We start from the raw sequence: 14,841 nt of genomic DNA, 5'->3' as shown, positions 1-14,841 counted from the left end.
AAATGAGATTAAAAACTTTCCTCCTAATAGCCTTAGTTAGCTTATCCATCAGTCTATTTTCTCAGACTCCTCAGCAATCCTATTTCGAATGGACGGAAATGCCCTTTTCAAAGGAGGAATTAAAGGAAAGAAGGTCAAATTTATTACAAGATTTACGAAAATCGGGAAAAACAGGAATCGTAATTATCCCTGCAAAGGACGGATTTTCATACGGAGAAACCTTTCGGCAATTAGATAACTTCTACTATTTCACGGGTTTGGAACTACCAAATAGTATTTTGGTTTTGGATATTAAGGGGAATTCGGAAGTAATCTATACTCCTGAGGAGGATCTGCGCTTTAAAAGTAATTCAAGATCCAATGATTTTCCGGGAAGACCCTTACTAAATGATATTTCAATAGCCGAGCAATCAGGTTTGTCGTTACAGAACATTTCTGATTTCCCAGCTTTAATGGACCAAAAAGCTTTGGAAGGAAATATCGTTTTTATTGATAACGGACGAATTGGAGAAATTCGACATGCCACCGAAGACTATATTGGCTCCCCTACTCCCGAACAGATTCTTTTGAAAGCTATGGAAGCGAAGCACAAAGGTTTGAAGTTTGAAAACATGTATGAAGCTGTGGCAAGAGTACGAATGATAAAATCTTCAGCTGAAATTGAAATCATGCGAAAGTCTACAGCTATCAATGTCGAAGGAATCAAAACCGCTGCAAGAAGTATAAAAAATGGAATTGAAGAACGTTATCTAGAAGGTATCCTTGAAGGAAACTACAAAGTTAACGGAGCACATCGATTGGCTTTTGGGTCAATCATAAAATCAGGCCCCAACTCCCTTTGGCCTTGGCGTATTCTGGCAACCCATTACAATCGTCGGAATCGTAAACTTGAAAATGGGGAAATGGTAATTTTTGATGTAGGTAGTGAGTACAAAAACTATGTAAGTGATGTGGGAAGAACGTTCCCTGTTTCAGGGAAGTTCAGTAAAAGACAAAAAGAGATTTTAACTATGGAAGTTGGTATAGCGGACCAAATCATAGATTTTATCAAACCCGGAATCACATTTTCCGATATCAAAGAATTGACCGATCGAAGCATTCCGGAAGATGCAAAGAAATACATGCAAGTAGGCCTCTTCTTTGGACATCATTTAGGACTTTCTACTGGAGACCCAAACCTTTCAGATGCAAAACTTCAACCCGGCATGATTTTTACGGTTGAGCCTTGGTATTACAATCACGATGAGCAAATTTCAGTTTTTACAGAGGATGTGATTCTAGTAACTGAAAACGGCTGTGAAGTTCTTAGTATGGACTTGCCTCGAACTCCAGAGGGTTTAGAAAAATTGATGAAAGAATAAAGTTCTCCATATAAACAAACATCTAAATACACAAAATTATGGACAAGGCACTTCAAACCATGATTACTAATATGCCTAAAAAAACAGGTAAATCATTGGAAGAATGGAAAGCAATTTTGAAACAAAAAAGTTTTGCCAAGCATGGTGATGCAATGAAATTTCTAAAAGGTGAACATGGCGTTACACATGGCTTTGCTAACACGATTATTCACTTATCAAAAGAAAATAAAGAAAGTACCGATGACTTAGTCAGTGCCCAATATAAGGGGAAAGAGGATCTCATTCCAATCTATGAAAAGTTGATTACTGTGGTTTCAGATTTTGGAAGTGACGTAGTAAAAACTCCCAAAAAAACAAGTGTAAGCATTATCCGAAAGAAACAATTTGCTCTTATAAAACCAGCCACTAAAACACGAATTGATCTAGGTTTAAAATTAAAGAACACGCCAATTACTGATCGATTAGGTAACTCTGGTCCGTTTGGGAGTATGTGTACACATCGCGTGCAACTCTCCTCAGTATCAGAAGTTGATGCCGAATTAGTGGCTTGGTTAAAAGAAGCTTACGAAAAAGCAAACTAAAAATTGATTTTACAAATAAAAAAACCGATTTCTTAGAGAAGAAATCGGTTTTTAGTTTTCTAAATAAATGATTTTACCAAATACTTACCCTGTGCTCAGGAGCTAAGTACATCGCATCACCTTCCTTAATATCAAAAGCATCGTAAAACGCCTGGATGTTCAACAAAGGCTGTGTAGCTCTTATGCGTCCTGGAGAGTGTGGGTCTGTTTTGATTTGCGTTCGCAAAGCTTCATCTCTACTCTTTGTTCTCCAAACGGTTGCCCAAGACATAAAGAAGCGCTGCTCAGCAGTAAAGCCATCAATATCATCTGGTCTTCCGTTTTCTTTGTAGAAACGTTGTAAACCATCATAAGCTCCTAAAACACCCCCTAAGTCACCAATGTTTTCCCCTAAGGTGAATTTTCCATTTACATTTACGCTATCCAATACTTGAATGCCATCGTATTGTGCTGCTAAAGCATCTCCACGCTCTGTAAAAGCTTTCAAATCTTCCTCGGTCCACCAGTTGTTTACATTTCCGTCAGCATCGAAACGAGCACCACTATCGTCAAATGCGTGAGAAATTTCGTGACCGATTACAGCTCCTATTCCACCATAATTAACAGCTTCATCAGCTTGGTAGTTATAAAAAGGTGGCTGTAAAATTGCAGCCGGGAAAACAATCTCATTATTCAGTGGATTGAAATAGGCATTAACAGTTTGAGGAGACATGCCCCATTCTTTTTTATCAACGGGTTCACCAATTTCGGAGTAATTTTTTTGTCTTCTCCATTTACTAACAGCTGCTCGGTTATCAAAATAGGATTTATCTGCCGCAACTTCCATTTTTGAGTAGTCTTCCCACTCATCTGGATAGGCAATCTTAACTGTAAACTTATCAAGCTTTTCAATAGCTTTTAATTTGGTGGTATCACCCATCCAATCCAACTTTTGAATTCGTGCTTTAAAAGCTTCGATTACATTAGCAATCATTAATTCTGCTTTTGCCTTAGCCTCTGGCGGAAATTTTGCATCAACGTACAATTGTCCTAAAGCTTCACCAACAGAACCATTAACAGTTGCCAAAGCACGCTCGTCTGACGGACGTTGTTTTTCAGAACCCCTTAAATATTTACTATAGAATCCCCAATCTGCCTTTTCTGTGGTAGTGGTAAGTCTCCCTGCAGCACTATTAAAAGTATCCCATCTCAAAAGTGTTTTGATATCATCGATAGAAGTCTCTTTTAAAAATTTATCCAGCGCTTCGGTGTACTTTAATTGGGTAACGATAAGCGTATCAAACTTTTTGGTTATTCCCAAGTCCACAATCATTTTATTTATATCAATACTACTCAGCATGGCATCAGCCTCTGCAATAGTCCTTGGATTATTAAAATTGCGAACATCCCTACTTTCTACTTTGTCAAGTCGAGGTTCAGCCAAGGTAGTTTCCATGGCCAAAATCTTTTCTGCGGCAGCAGTTGCATCCGCCTCGCTATCCCCTAGCATTTGCAACATACGGGCGGTATGTTTTTTATATTCCTCTCTGATTTCCTTTGACTTTTCATCTTGCTCTAAATAAAAGTCTCTATCTGGTAATCCGAGTCCCGCAGGACCCATATAAACAGCATTCATTGCACTATTGTTTAAATCTGCCTGAACACCTAGTCCAATAAACGGAGAAGAAACAGCGTCATTTTTGGCAAGAACAGTTTGTAAGTCCGTAAGGTTCTTTATACCTGCAATGGCATCCAAGGCTGGTTGCAAAGGAGCCAAACCAGCTTTATTTCTAGCCACGGTATCTAACTTTGTATCGAAAATCGCCAAGGCTTTAGCTTGATCCGTCTCAGGACCATATTTTCCGCTTGCCTTTGCTTTTGCCAATATTTCTAGGACATCATTGTCAGTAGATTTGCGAAGTACCGAAAATCCGCCCCAACTTGATCTATCAGCAGGAATTTCCGTCTCGTCCATCCAAGTACCATTTACAAAATTGTAAAAATCATCTTTCGGACTTATTTCGGGTTTCATATTCTCCAAATCAATTCCGGGTAAGGCATCACCATCATTGATAGTTTCGGTTTGCGCTGCGCAAAATCCAAAGGATATCAAAGCAACAGCGAAGAAGTACATTTTTTTCATTTTCTAGTGTTCTAAATTAGTTCTCTTTAAGAGACGCGAAAATAATATAAATGTTACTGAATTTTTGTTAAATTAATTAACAGAAAATCATCCCTCTTTCCGCAGCACCTCCAAAGGTGGACTATTCAAAACGCTTCTGCTATTTCCTAAACCTATAAGCAATACAAGGATTGTAATACCTGGAAGTAAAATCACAAAAGGCACCCAAGAAGGAACAAAGGGAGAGTCGAAAACCAACCATGCTAACAACTGGGCGCTGACCAGCGATAAAAGAATGCCGATACCGCTACCTAGAATTCCTAAATGCAAATATTCCAACGCGGTAATTTTTAGTATTTGATCGCTCTTTGCACCTAATGTTCTAAGGAGTACACTCTCTTTAATTCGTTGGTATTTGCTTGTCCTTACGGAACCAATAAGCACAATAATTCCCGTAAGGATACTAAAGAATGCCATAAAGTTAATTACCCAAGAAATCTTATCAAGTATGCCCTGTAGTAGTGTCAATACCTGTCTCAAATCTATGACAGAGACGTTCGGAAACTTACTTACTAATTCTCTTTGTAACTGAGCCGATGTTTTTTCATCCGGAGCTTTTGTGGTTATTACATGAAATTGAGGAGCTTCTTCTAAAACACCTTCAGGAAATACAACAGAAAAGTTCAACTGCATGCGTCCCCAATCGACCTTTCTTATACTACCTACCTTAGTCTCCATTAATACACCTTGCACGTTAAAAACTATCGTATCACCAATAACCACCTGCGCATCACTTGCAATATTATCGGACAAGGAAATTGGAATGGGTCCATTCTCGGGAATGTCAACATTAAAATTTCCTGAAGCCAATTTCTCCGAGGCTATTAAGGAATCTCTATACGTCACACGAAACTCATGGTTAAGAATCCATTTTTTCATGGTCAAAGTCGTATCCAAACGTAAATCATTGACAGGAACTCCTTTGATGCTATTCATACGCATCGTAATGATTGGAATATTATCGATAATCGGCAATCCTTTAGGAGCGATAGTTCTAGCAACTTCGTCTTTCTGGTTAGTTTGTATGTCCAACAAAATAATATTCGGATTTTTCATATTGGCTTCCAGTGTTGCCTTTGCCAATAAAATATCTTTGGTAAAATACAAGGTACTTATCAAAAATGAACCGACCCCAATAGCTAATATCAAAACCATGGTTTGGTTGTTTGGACGAAAGAGGTTTAAAAGACTCGTTCGGGCTGTGAATCCCCAAGAGGTGGGAAAATATTTCTTAATTGCCCTCATGAACAAGGTGGCAACACCTGCCAAAATGGAGAAGGTTACCACAATGCCTAATACAAAGGCCATGGCGTAACGACTATCTTTGAGGAGCCACAGTGAAAAGAAATAAATAAATGCCATTATACCCAACAAAACGAAAATTCCCGCTCTTTGGAGTTCTACAGGATTTCCTTCCTGAACGCGCAGTACCTCTAAAGGAGATACATACCAAGTGGACAGTAAGGGAAGGAGCGCAAATAAAACTGACATGAAAATACCTAACAGTAAGCCCATAACTATCGGCTGTAAGGATGTCGAAATCTCTACACTGAAAGGAAGAAACTCTTGTAATAGCAAAGGAAATGCTTGTTGTAGACCTAATCCTAAAAGTGTTCCAACAATACCACCTAATAATCCCAATCCCGCAATTTGAACGAGGTAAATCAGGAAGGTTTGTCTACGTGTAGCACCCATACATTTTAGAACAGCAATACCGCGTAGCTTCTCCTTGATATAAATATGTACCGAACTAGCAATACCAACACAGCCCAGTAAGAGGGCTATAAAAGCTACTAAATTCAAAAATTTCGCAAAATTTTCATAACGTCTACCCAACCTTTGACTTACCGACATATGCGAATCAAAATCTGCATTTTCAGCATCTAATATGGGGTCAAGTTCCTCGTCCAAGGCTTCCACATCATAACCAGGTTCGGCTTTAAAATAGTAATTGTACTTGTATCGACTTCCTGTTTGTAGTAGTCCTGTATTTTTAATAAATCCAAAAGGCAAAATTATCGGTGGAGCAACTGTGGTTGAAATAGCATTACTTCCTGGGGCAGAGACAACAGAACCAATAATAGGAAATGTCAATTCCCCCACTTTTACACTATCACCGGCTTTTAACTTGTATTGCAACATCAGGGTCGCATCTACTAGAGCTCCGTTTTCAGATTGGTAATCAACGGATGCCGAGACTGGAACTGTTTCGAGTTCACCATATAAAGGAAACCCTCCTTCAATACCACGAACTTGAACCAATTTAGTTGCACCATTTTTTGGAAAAGCGGCCATGGACGCAAAACTGACCTCTCTCCCACCCGCACCTAACGAATCTATAATCTTCTGAACTTTCTCGGTTGGGAGTTGATTACTGTCGATAATATAGTCTGCGCCCATCAATTCTTTTGACTGAAGTGCAATATTATTTTTAAGGTTTTGGCTAAAAGATTGAATAGAAACGACCGCGGCAATACCAAGAATAATGGAGGCCATAAATAGAAGCAAACGCTTTCCGCTAGCCTTGCCGTCGCGCCATGCCATTTTTAGAATCCAACTAAAACTAGCTTTCGAAACTATAGGATGGTCGTTCACGATATAGCAGTAGTTTCGTTTGTTAAAATCTTCCCACCTTTTAAGCGAAGAATATGTTGCGTTCGTTTGGCCAAATCCAAATCATGGGTGACAATAACTAAAGTCGTCCCAGCCTCTTTATTCAATTCGAAAAGGAGTTGTATTACTTTTTCCCCTGTATCTTCATCCAAATTTCCTGTAGGTTCATCAGCAAAAAGTAAAGAGGGTTTGTTTGAAAAGGCTCTGGCCAAGGCCACACGTTGTTGCTCTCCTCCTGAAAGTTGAGAAGGGTAATGATTAGTACGTTCACCCAATCCAACCTTCTGTAAAAGTTCTTTAGCTATGACGGAAGCATTTTTTGCTCCTTGTAATTCAAGGGGAACACTCACATTCTCAAGTGCTGTTAATGTCGGAAGAAGTTGAAAATCTTGAAAAATAAAACCGATATTCTTATTCCGTAAAAGGGCTCTTTCATCCTCATTAAGAGTGTCTAAAACAGTACCGCAAAGTTCCACACTTCCCGTATCGGCATTATCTAGACCGGCACAAAGACCAAGTAAAGTAGTTTTACCACTACCCGATGGCCCAACAATTGAAAAGGTTGCTCCAGTTTCCACATCAAATGAAATATCATCTAATACCGTCAATCGTTTCGAACCACTTGTATAGGTCTTCCCTAGGTTGCGAACGTTTAATATCTTTGTCATAATTCTCAGTTTCCTATAGCAAATTGCAAAATAAGGAAATGATTCTGATAAATAGACCTTACCGTTATGCACATCTTCTTAAAGTTTAGTTATTTTTTTGTCTTAATAGGGATGATTTCCTGCGGAGATTCTACCTCCAAAAAAACAGATGAACAGTCCACTGAGGAAGCAAAACAGCAAACAAAAATTAAGAGTAAGACCTTGGAAATTGCCGACACAAAAACGATTTTGTTCTTCGGAAACAGTTTAACAGCCGGATATGGTTTAGATACAAAAGAATCCTTCCCCTCTTTGATTCAAAATAGATTGGATTCCCTAGACCTAAATTATACCGTCATCAATGCGGGATTGAGTGGAGAAACGACCGCGGCTGGTAAAAACCGTTTGGGTTGGGTCTTAAAACAGAAGGTTGATATTTTTGTTTTGGAACTAGGAGCGAATGATGGTTTGCGTGGAATTCCTTTAGATGAGACCAGAAACAATCTTCAAACCATCATTGATGCCGTTCGTGAAAAGAATTCTGAAACCAAAATTGTATTGGCCGGAATGCAAATTCCACCTAATATGGGACAAGAATACACGAAAGAGTTCAGAACCATCTTTCCTGATTTGGCGGAAAAAAATGATTTGCAGTTGATTCCTTTTTTGTTGGATGGTGTTGCAGGTATTCCTGATTTGAATTTACCTGATGGAATTCACCCCACGGCTGAGGGACAGAAAATTGTTAGAGAAAATGTTTGGGTTGTTCTTGAAGGATTGCTTTGAGAATTTTAAGCCATTTTGGCCTTATTTCTTTTTGTGGTGAATTTCAAAGCTTTTTTAATTCTAGAGTTTTTAAACTTGTACAAACGCGCAACTTCAGTATTCTTTTCTGTGACAACTTCTTTAGTTTGAGTAGTCGTAACAATACCCATCACCATTGTTTCTACTTTAACTTCTTCTTTAATGTCAACAACAGAAGATTGAGCTTGAGCAGCGACTCCGATAAAAAGAACAAATAATAAAGTTAGTATTGCTTTCATGTCTTGCGATTTGTTATTAGTATAACTGGCGCAAGTGCATTTTGAAGGGTTATGATTCGTCTAAGAACCCTTTATTTTCGGTATGTTGTAAAACTTAGGACAAAGTGTAGAATAGACTCGATAAAGTGAAGTGCATGCATTTTCACTTCACCGAAATGATTGGTTTTTTGTCGATAGAAAATCTTAGAAATTGAGTAAAATATTAGGGTCGGGACAATTTTGAGCGTAGAATTTCAACTTGTCCACGGAACAAACTCCCGGGTAGTCACCTTTCATTCCCTCCATATCAATGATAATTTGAAAATGTAGATGAGGAGCATAATTTACATTGATGTCTGGCGTACCCAAAGTTGCCAAAACGCTTCCTTTTTCGAATTCTTGTCCAATTTGAATAGTTTCTATGGATTCAATAGATAGATGCCCGTAAAGAGTGTGAAACCTAAATCCTCTTATTTCATGTTGTAAAATAATGGTAGGTCCATAGTCCCCAAATACGTTATTATTTTTAAAACTATGTACGTTTCCCTTTAAAGGGGTTATTACTTTTGTTCCAGCTGTGGTCCAAAAATCTACACCTAAATGAATATTGCGATAGGCGGTCTGGTCAGAAAAGCTTGACTTATCTGAGTATAAATTACGCTTCTCTAAGTAGCCACCATACCCAACTTTAGCCTTGTTTTTAGCCAAAACCGTGTCAATATATTCTTGACATTTATCTGGATTTGTAATATCGATATTGTCTAATTCGTTGTTGTAAACACTCAAATCTATAGGGCAAAACGAATCAAGGGTAATTAAAGAATCTAATAGATATATTGGGCTTTCCAGGTTTTCGAAAAGTTCGGTTAACGAAGAAATCATACACTTAATCTTTGCTTCAAATTTGCAATGATTTTAGGGTTTTATCAATTTAAATTGTTTAAAAAAAGGATGCAGTTTATCTATGGTACTTGATTATGACTAAATTTCGTGCTAGTTTTGAATAACAAAAAAATACAAAAACCGTTAATATCAAGCATAATGCAGCAATGCCGTTAAACGAGATTATTGTTAAATTCTTGTTGACCCTGCGGACTTTGAATAGTTTTATGATCAAATTCAACCCTGAAAGAGAAATAAATTAAACCCTTAACTACTTGATTATGAAAAGAATTGTTTTTTCCAAAATGAAATTAATTGTTTTGCTATTTTCCTTGGCAATAATTTCCAGTTCCTGCGGAAGTGATGATCCAGACCCTCCAGCCCCTGTCGTTGATACTGACGGTGACGGCGTTGCTGATGCTGATGATGCTTGCCCTAGCGAAGCTGGTCTTGCCGCTTTAGGTGGCTGCCCTGATGCTGATAGTGATGGCGTTGCTGATAAAGATGATTCCTGTCCTAACGAAGCCGGACTTTCTGATTTAGCCGGTTGCCCGGATGCAGATGGTGACGGAATTGCCGATAAAGATGATGCCTGTCCGAATGAAGCTGGCGTTGCTGCTCTAGATGGTTGCCCAGAAGATGCTATGGAGTCTACAGACGTAGTAGGGCCTAATATCTTAAAAATCAACTGTGGAGGGCCAGAAGTTACTATTGGTGCTGAGACCTTTTTAGAAGATCAATATACGAGTACACCTAGTGCGGACTATACAGCTCACCCAAGTATTACGGAAATCGCTAATACAGATCTTGATGAGATTTACTTGACTGAGACCATTACCAGCAATGAACAGAACAACGGTCCGGTTTCCTATGATATTCCTGTTTCAAACGGAACTTACACCGTTAAGCTACATTTTGCTGAGATTTACTGGGGTGAAACAAAAACCGATGGAAATGAAACATTGGGTGGCATTGGTAGCCGTATTTTCGATGTTGATATAGAAAATACTTCAATTTTAAACACCTTTGATGTTTTTGAGGTTGCTGGAGGTTCTGCAATTGCTTTTACCAAAATGTACGATATTGAAGTTACTGATGGAGAATTGAATATTGTTTTCACCTCAACGGTTGATAAGCCTAAAGTTTCTGCAATAGAAATTTTCGGTGATGGTACTATAAATCCATAATATCTAGAATTAAATTTTAGAGAGAACCTTTGATTTTTATTAAATTAAAAATAAAACCCCGCTTTGATAGCGGGGTTTTTCAATTGACAAACCCATGAATGTTAACATTTTTTAACCTTCAATACTGTAAGGACTTCGTAACTTGAACTACAAACTTTGAAATTGAAAAAATGAGAATTTTAAAAACAAACCTCTTGGCTGTTGTACTTCTGATATCAACAAGCTGCCAGTCAAATGTAAAAAAGGATAAAACTGAAGCAACGCAAGAAACCAAAAAAGAAATCGCCAAACTTTCTCAACAAGATTTGAGCAAATACGAAACTGCCTATTTCGCCAGCGGTTGCTTTTGGTGTGTGGAAGCGATTTTTGAGAGCGTAAAAGGAGTTAAAGAAGCTGTTTCAGGTTACGCTGGAGGCACCGAAGATAATCCCACATACCAGCAAGTAGGTGCGGGACTAACAAGCCACGCAGAAGCTGTAGAAGTATATTACGACCCTAAAGTGATTTCCTTTACGGCATTGGTTCAAGTCTTTTTTGGCTCACATGACCCAACTACCTTAAACAGACAAGGACCCGACAGAGGGCCTCAATATAGATCTGTTGCCTTCTACAAGAATGAAGAGGAAAAGAAAATCATTGAAGCTTACATCAGAGCTTTGAAAGAACAAAATGTATATGGTGGTGATCCGATTACAACTGAGGTAACCGCCTTTGAAAAATTTTGGATTGCAGAAGACTACCATCAGGACTATGAAAAAAAGCATCCTAATAATTCTTACATTACTAATGTTTCTATTCCAAGATTAAATCGATTTAAGTCAAATTTTGGTGACTACTTAAAAGAGGACGCCCATTAAGTTTTAGCAACATAGTTCTAAAAAGCGGCTATATAGCCGCTTTTTTCTTCTATCAATTCTTTTTAATCCCTGTTTACGGTAATAAAATCTTCTTAAAACGTAAGAAATTACTATCTTAGGGTATGCAAATCCCCAAATTTGTTGCCTATGAAGTTAATAGTCCCACCCCTCCTATTACTCTTTTTTTATTCTTGCCATCCTAAACCTCATTATAAGGAAGACCATCAAATCATCGAGGTAAAAAGAGCAACAAAAAGTCCAATAATTGATGGTAAAGGCAATGAAAACTCTTGGAACGTTACCGAATGGCATCCTTTAGATCAAAACTGGTTGGGTCCTTCCTACGATTACAATGACTTTAACGGACGGTACAAACTAAACTGGGATGAAGATTACCTCTATTTGCTAGTAGAGATTATCGATGATTCCTTGTACGACCGTGTAAAAGACCCATTGAAACTATGGTGGAACGATGACTCTTTACAAGTCTTTATCGATGAGGATAACTCTGGAGGATTACATCAAAAAAGTCATAATGCTTTTGGTTATCACATTGCACTTGATGGAAATGTGGTTGACTTATCCGAATCCAAAGCACCAAAACTTTTCAATGAACATATTCTTTCGGCAAAAACACAACATGGTAATCAAACTACATGGGAAATGGCAATAACCCTTTATGATGACAGTTATTCTGAGAAAAGTAAAAATCAAACTACTGTTCTAGAAACTAATAAAAAAATTGGGTTTGCACTAGCCTATTGCGATAATGATGGTAGCATAGAGCGAGAAAACTATATAGGTTCCGTTTTTGTTCCTGGAGAAGATAAAAATCAAGCTTGGGTTAATGCAGATATTTTTGGGACGCTCGTGCTTAAGTAAGAACTATTCAATAATTACTTCACTAAACTTAGAATTAATATTAATTGAACTGCTTGAATTCTTATTCTTAAAATACCCCCGGTGAATCGTATTGTTAAAATTTTGTGTCCGATTTAGGGTTATATTCTCAGGAGAAGAAAATTTGGATGATGTTCCGTTTACATATATCGTAAATGGAACATCAGGTGTTGCGCAGTTGAATTCAGCATTCTGTAAGGTAATATCTATATCTTTAAAATCATTAGATATCGATTTGATTTCTAAAGGGCCAAAATCATTTTTAATAAAAGCCCCATTCACCAAACGTTCAATCATTACATTAGAGGAGGTAGAATTTAGCTTCAAATCAAATACCTCTTCCAACGCGACATCCTCGGAATACTTTGTTTGCAATTGCCCGTAATACCAAGTTTTAACATTTATAGGAGTGTAAGAAGCATCTATTTTAGTTCCTACTCCATCAATCTTGGCGGCCCAAAGACTCGAATGTGAAAGTATTGCATTTAAGTTCATCGTATTACCTGCCAATTTAACTTCTCCATGACGCACGTTCATTTTGATTTTCATTCCCTTCGGCATTTTCACCTTAATCGTCTTTTTAACCTTGTAGTTTTTATGTAGCCCATCATGGGAACCATAAAAAATGTTCGGTCTCCCCTCTCCATGACTGTTAAAGTAGAAGATACTTGTAGAATCATTTGCCGACTTTTTTCTTGTTCTCAATTCAAGAAATCTTTCTCTTCTCTCATTTTGGGCCTCCATCCTTTTTGCTCGGGCCTGAGCCATTTTCTCCATTCGCTCATTTAGTTTTTCTCCTCTTTTTCTTTCCATTTCCGCTCGTTTCTCCATCATCTCTTCTCTTTTCTTCGTTAATTTTTCTTGCTTCTCTTCCATTCGCTTGGCCCACTCCTCTAATTTTTTCACATGTTCCTCATCATAACTTTTATCAAAATCTTTCTTCCACTGTCTGATATACTTATCCCCATCTTTCTTAAAAGCCTCATGATCAAACTCCGCCATGGGTGGAACTGGGATATTACTCAATTCATCAAAATCGAAATCAAAGCTGTAGTTATGCAATTCAGGGAACTTGGGCATTTCAATATGAAAATTTTGCAAGTCACTAATGGAATTTTGCCAGAGCCCCATATTTTGAGAGCCTGATGTAATCGAAACCTTTTTACTATTTCCTAAAATCTCTAAACCTGAATTTTCAAAGTATTTTTCAGCCTCCTCGTTAGTCGCATCTTCAATTTCGATAATAGCTTCAATTTCCACTTCGTTTTTGCTCCAAGTTTCAAATTCAATGTCGGCATGACTCGTATTAATCTCTAACACTGCATCCTCGGAAACATTAAAAGTTTCTTTAAAGGTTTTGGTTTGCTTTTGCCCATATGCTCCCATGGCGATGAAGCATAGGAGCATTGTGAGCATTTTAAATGATGTTTGTCTCGACTTGTTCATTTTTTGATGTGTTTAAATCGTTCAACTTCTTTTTTAACTTCTGTAATAATTGTAATCGTAATTGTAAATTCTGTATGAGCGCTGATATGGTCTGGTCATTGGGACCTATTTCATTCAACTCTTTGTTTAATCTTTTATACTCAGTATCCAAACTTTCTAATTGTTCCATATAACTATCCACTAGCGCTTTGTTATCATCCGAAACCGCTAGTTTTGATAATTCTAAATTGATATTGGCTACGTAGTAGTTTTCTACTTTCTTCAGATCAGGAGATAAGTCACCTAAAGAGATTCCTTTCCGTTTTTCTATTTCTCCGTCTTTTTTTACGATAGTTTGTTTAATTGGCTCTTCTGCATACTTTTCAAATGCGAAATACCCTGCAGTTATGAATAACAAGACAGTGGCTGCTATTTTCAATACATAGAGGTATGACTTTTTCGCTTTTGGAAGTTCATCTTCCAACCGTTCTAAAAATCGTTCCTGGTGGCCATGATTCATTCTAGGCTTTTCTTTTTCCCTTTCCTTTTTGAATAATTCTCTAAGATCCTGAGACATATCTTCTATCTTTTAATAATTCTTTCAAAAATCCTTTTCCCCTTAATAATCTAGTTCTACACGCCGATTCAGAAATATTCAATACTTGCGAAATCTCGCTATGGTCAAACCCTTCCATTAGAAACATCATAACCACGTATTTATATTTTTCCGGTAGACTTTCAATCGCCTGCCTTACCTCATCTAAGGAAATGTTTTCTTCTATTGACCAATCCTCATCTTCCGCCACATGTATATAACCTTCATTCAATTCAACTAACTTTTGTTTTTTCGCTTTTAAGAAATCAATACTCTTATTAATAACAATCCGTTTTAACCAAGCTCCAAAAGTGACATCACCTTTAAACTGCTCTATTTTTTGGAATGCCTTAATGAATGATTCCTGTATGACATCTTCAGCGTCATCCGCATTCTTTAAAAACCGCATGGCGACATAAAACATTCCGTCACAATACTGTTTATAAAGCTTTAATTGCGCTCTGCGATTATTCGCTTTGCATTCCTCTACGATATCAATTTGAAACATTCGGTAGTTTCGTTGTTGGTTTTTGATGATGAATTCCCTTAAAGGACGAAAGAAAAAATTGGATGTTGCAAAAAACAAGTAATTTTATGAAATAAGTCACTT

At 37.6% G+C, this 14,841-nt stretch carries 13 protein-coding genes and 1 pseudogene; 6 read left to right on the top strand and 8 right to left on the bottom strand.

Features of this window, described 5'->3' with window-relative positions:
- The first annotated feature begins 2 nt into the window (after window positions 1-2).
- Entirely contained in the window at window positions 3-1,361 is a 1,359-nt protein-coding gene (locus tag FEE95_RS19860; protein ID WP_171037093.1) for a M24 family metallopeptidase, read from the top strand.
- Between the two features lie 38 nt (window positions 1,362-1,399).
- Window positions 1,400-1,942 carry a DUF4287 domain-containing protein gene (locus FEE95_RS19855; RefSeq protein ID WP_138659778.1) on the top strand — a complete coding sequence of 181 codons (543 nt, stop codon included), beginning with the start codon at window positions 1,400-1,402 and terminating at the stop codon, window positions 1,940-1,942.
- 73 nt (window positions 1,943-2,015) lie between these two features.
- On the opposite strand, the gene FEE95_RS19850 is transcribed toward FEE95_RS19855, so the two are convergent.
- From FEE95_RS19850 to FEE95_RS19840, 3 genes are all read right to left on the bottom strand, one after another.
- Complete coding sequence (locus FEE95_RS19850) at window positions 2,016-4,064, bottom strand: M13 family metallopeptidase (protein WP_138659777.1); 2,049 nt, start codon at window positions 4,062-4,064, stop codon at window positions 2,016-2,018.
- A gap of 87 nt (window positions 4,065-4,151) precedes the next feature.
- Complete coding sequence (locus FEE95_RS19845) at window positions 4,152-6,647, bottom strand: ABC transporter permease (protein WP_138659933.1); 2,496 nt, start codon at window positions 6,645-6,647, stop codon at window positions 4,152-4,154.
- A gap of 47 nt (window positions 6,648-6,694) precedes the next feature.
- Window positions 6,695-7,384 carry an ABC transporter ATP-binding protein gene (locus FEE95_RS19840; RefSeq protein WP_138659776.1) on the bottom strand — a complete coding sequence of 230 codons (690 nt, stop codon included), beginning with the start codon at window positions 7,382-7,384 and terminating at the stop codon, window positions 6,695-6,697.
- 66 nt (window positions 7,385-7,450) lie between these two features.
- On the opposite strand from FEE95_RS19840, the gene FEE95_RS19835 reads away from it, so the two are divergent.
- Complete coding sequence (locus tag FEE95_RS19835) at window positions 7,451-8,149, top strand: arylesterase (RefSeq protein WP_138659775.1); 699 nt, start codon at window positions 7,451-7,453, stop codon at window positions 8,147-8,149.
- Between the two features lie 5 nt (window positions 8,150-8,154).
- Here the strand turns inward: FEE95_RS19835 and FEE95_RS19830 are convergent, their stop codons facing one another.
- Together FEE95_RS19830 and FEE95_RS19825 are read right to left on the bottom strand one after the other, a co-directional pair.
- Complete coding sequence (locus FEE95_RS19830; RefSeq protein WP_138659774.1) at window positions 8,155-8,406, bottom strand: hypothetical protein; 252 nt, start codon at window positions 8,404-8,406, stop codon at window positions 8,155-8,157.
- 183 nt (window positions 8,407-8,589) lie between these two features.
- The gene (locus FEE95_RS19825) at window positions 8,590-9,267 is read right to left on the bottom strand and encodes a peptidoglycan DD-metalloendopeptidase family protein (protein ID WP_138659773.1); all 678 of its coding nucleotides are present in this window, start codon (window positions 9,265-9,267) and stop codon (window positions 8,590-8,592) included.
- 392 nt (window positions 9,268-9,659) lie between these two features.
- Here FEE95_RS19825 and FEE95_RS22380 point away from each other — a divergent pair.
- From FEE95_RS22380 to FEE95_RS19810, 3 genes and pseudogenes are all read left to right on the top strand, one after another.
- Window positions 9,660-10,454, top strand: a pseudogene (locus FEE95_RS22380) (malectin domain-containing carbohydrate-binding protein); the annotation flags it as partial.
- Window positions 10,455-10,624: 170 nt separating this feature from the next.
- On the top strand, window positions 10,625-11,311 hold the full coding sequence (gene msrA, locus FEE95_RS19815; protein WP_138659771.1) for a peptide-methionine (S)-S-oxide reductase MsrA: 687 nt from the start codon (window positions 10,625-10,627) through the stop codon (window positions 11,309-11,311).
- A 147-nt stretch (window positions 11,312-11,458) separates the two neighbouring features.
- On the top strand, window positions 11,459-12,193 hold the full coding sequence (locus FEE95_RS19810; RefSeq protein WP_138659770.1) for a sugar-binding protein: 735 nt from the start codon (window positions 11,459-11,461) through the stop codon (window positions 12,191-12,193).
- A gap of 3 nt (window positions 12,194-12,196) precedes the next feature.
- Here FEE95_RS19810 and FEE95_RS19805 read toward each other — a convergent pair whose 3' ends face one another.
- From FEE95_RS19805 to FEE95_RS19795, 3 genes are read right to left on the bottom strand one after another with little or no spacing between them, the layout of a single operon-like run.
- The gene (locus FEE95_RS19805; RefSeq protein ID WP_138659769.1) at window positions 12,197-13,657 is read right to left on the bottom strand and encodes a hypothetical protein; all 1,461 of its coding nucleotides are present in this window, start codon (window positions 13,655-13,657) and stop codon (window positions 12,197-12,199) included.
- Window positions 13,629-14,213 (bottom strand): hypothetical protein, encoded by a 585-nt coding sequence (locus FEE95_RS19800; RefSeq protein ID WP_138659768.1) that lies wholly within the window; start codon window positions 14,211-14,213, stop codon window positions 13,629-13,631. Before FEE95_RS19800 ends, FEE95_RS19805 begins: the two co-directional genes overlap by 29 nt.
- Window positions 14,197-14,739: an RNA polymerase sigma factor gene (locus FEE95_RS19795; RefSeq protein WP_138659767.1), complete on the bottom strand. Its 543-nt coding sequence runs from the start codon at window positions 14,737-14,739 to the stop codon at window positions 14,197-14,199. Before FEE95_RS19795 ends, FEE95_RS19800 begins: the two co-directional genes overlap by 17 nt.
- Window positions 14,740-14,841: the final 102 nt, after the last annotated feature.

It is taken from the genome of Maribacter algarum (ex Zhang et al. 2020), assembly GCF_005885635.1.
GTDB classification, from domain to species: domain Bacteria; phylum Bacteroidota; class Bacteroidia; order Flavobacteriales; family Flavobacteriaceae; genus Maribacter_C; species Maribacter_C algarum.
Note: the sequence above shows the minus strand (reverse complement) of the source record. Positions and strands in the feature narration are given on the sequence as shown.

Bases quoted from the DNA above. Each gene is read 5' to 3' on its own strand.
- FEE95_RS19810 (WP_138659770.1), top strand. From the start codon at position 11,459: ATGAAGTTAATAGTCCCACCCCTCCTATTACTCTTTTTTTATTCTTGC.
- FEE95_RS19795 (WP_138659767.1), bottom strand. From the start codon at position 14,739: ATGTTTCAAATTGATATCGTAGAGGAATGCAAAGCGAATAATCGCAGA.
- FEE95_RS19845 (WP_138659933.1), bottom strand. From the start codon at position 6,647: ATGGCATGGCGCGACGGCAAGGCTAGCGGAAAGCGTTTGCTTCTATTT.
- FEE95_RS19805 (WP_138659769.1), bottom strand. From the start codon at position 13,657: ATGAACAAGTCGAGACAAACATCATTTAAAATGCTCACAATGCTCCTA.
- FEE95_RS19830 (WP_138659774.1), bottom strand. From the start codon at position 8,406: ATGAAAGCAATACTAACTTTATTATTTGTTCTTTTTATCGGAGTCGCT.
- FEE95_RS19835 (WP_138659775.1), top strand. From the start codon at position 7,451: ATGCACATCTTCTTAAAGTTTAGTTATTTTTTTGTCTTAATAGGGATG.
- msrA (WP_138659771.1), top strand. From the start codon at position 10,625: ATGAGAATTTTAAAAACAAACCTCTTGGCTGTTGTACTTCTGATATCA.
- FEE95_RS19840 (WP_138659776.1), bottom strand. From the start codon at position 7,384: ATGACAAAGATATTAAACGTTCGCAACCTAGGGAAGACCTATACAAGT.
- FEE95_RS19850 (WP_138659777.1), bottom strand. From the start codon at position 4,064: ATGAAAAAAATGTACTTCTTCGCTGTTGCTTTGATATCCTTTGGATTT.
- FEE95_RS19855 (WP_138659778.1), top strand. From the start codon at position 1,400: ATGGACAAGGCACTTCAAACCATGATTACTAATATGCCTAAAAAAACA.
- FEE95_RS19800 (WP_138659768.1), bottom strand. From the start codon at position 14,213: ATGTCTCAGGATCTTAGAGAATTATTCAAAAAGGAAAGGGAAAAAGAA.
- FEE95_RS19825 (WP_138659773.1), bottom strand. From the start codon at position 9,267: ATGATTTCTTCGTTAACCGAACTTTTCGAAAACCTGGAAAGCCCAATA.
- FEE95_RS19860 (WP_171037093.1), top strand. From the start codon at position 3: ATGAGATTAAAAACTTTCCTCCTAATAGCCTTAGTTAGCTTATCCATC.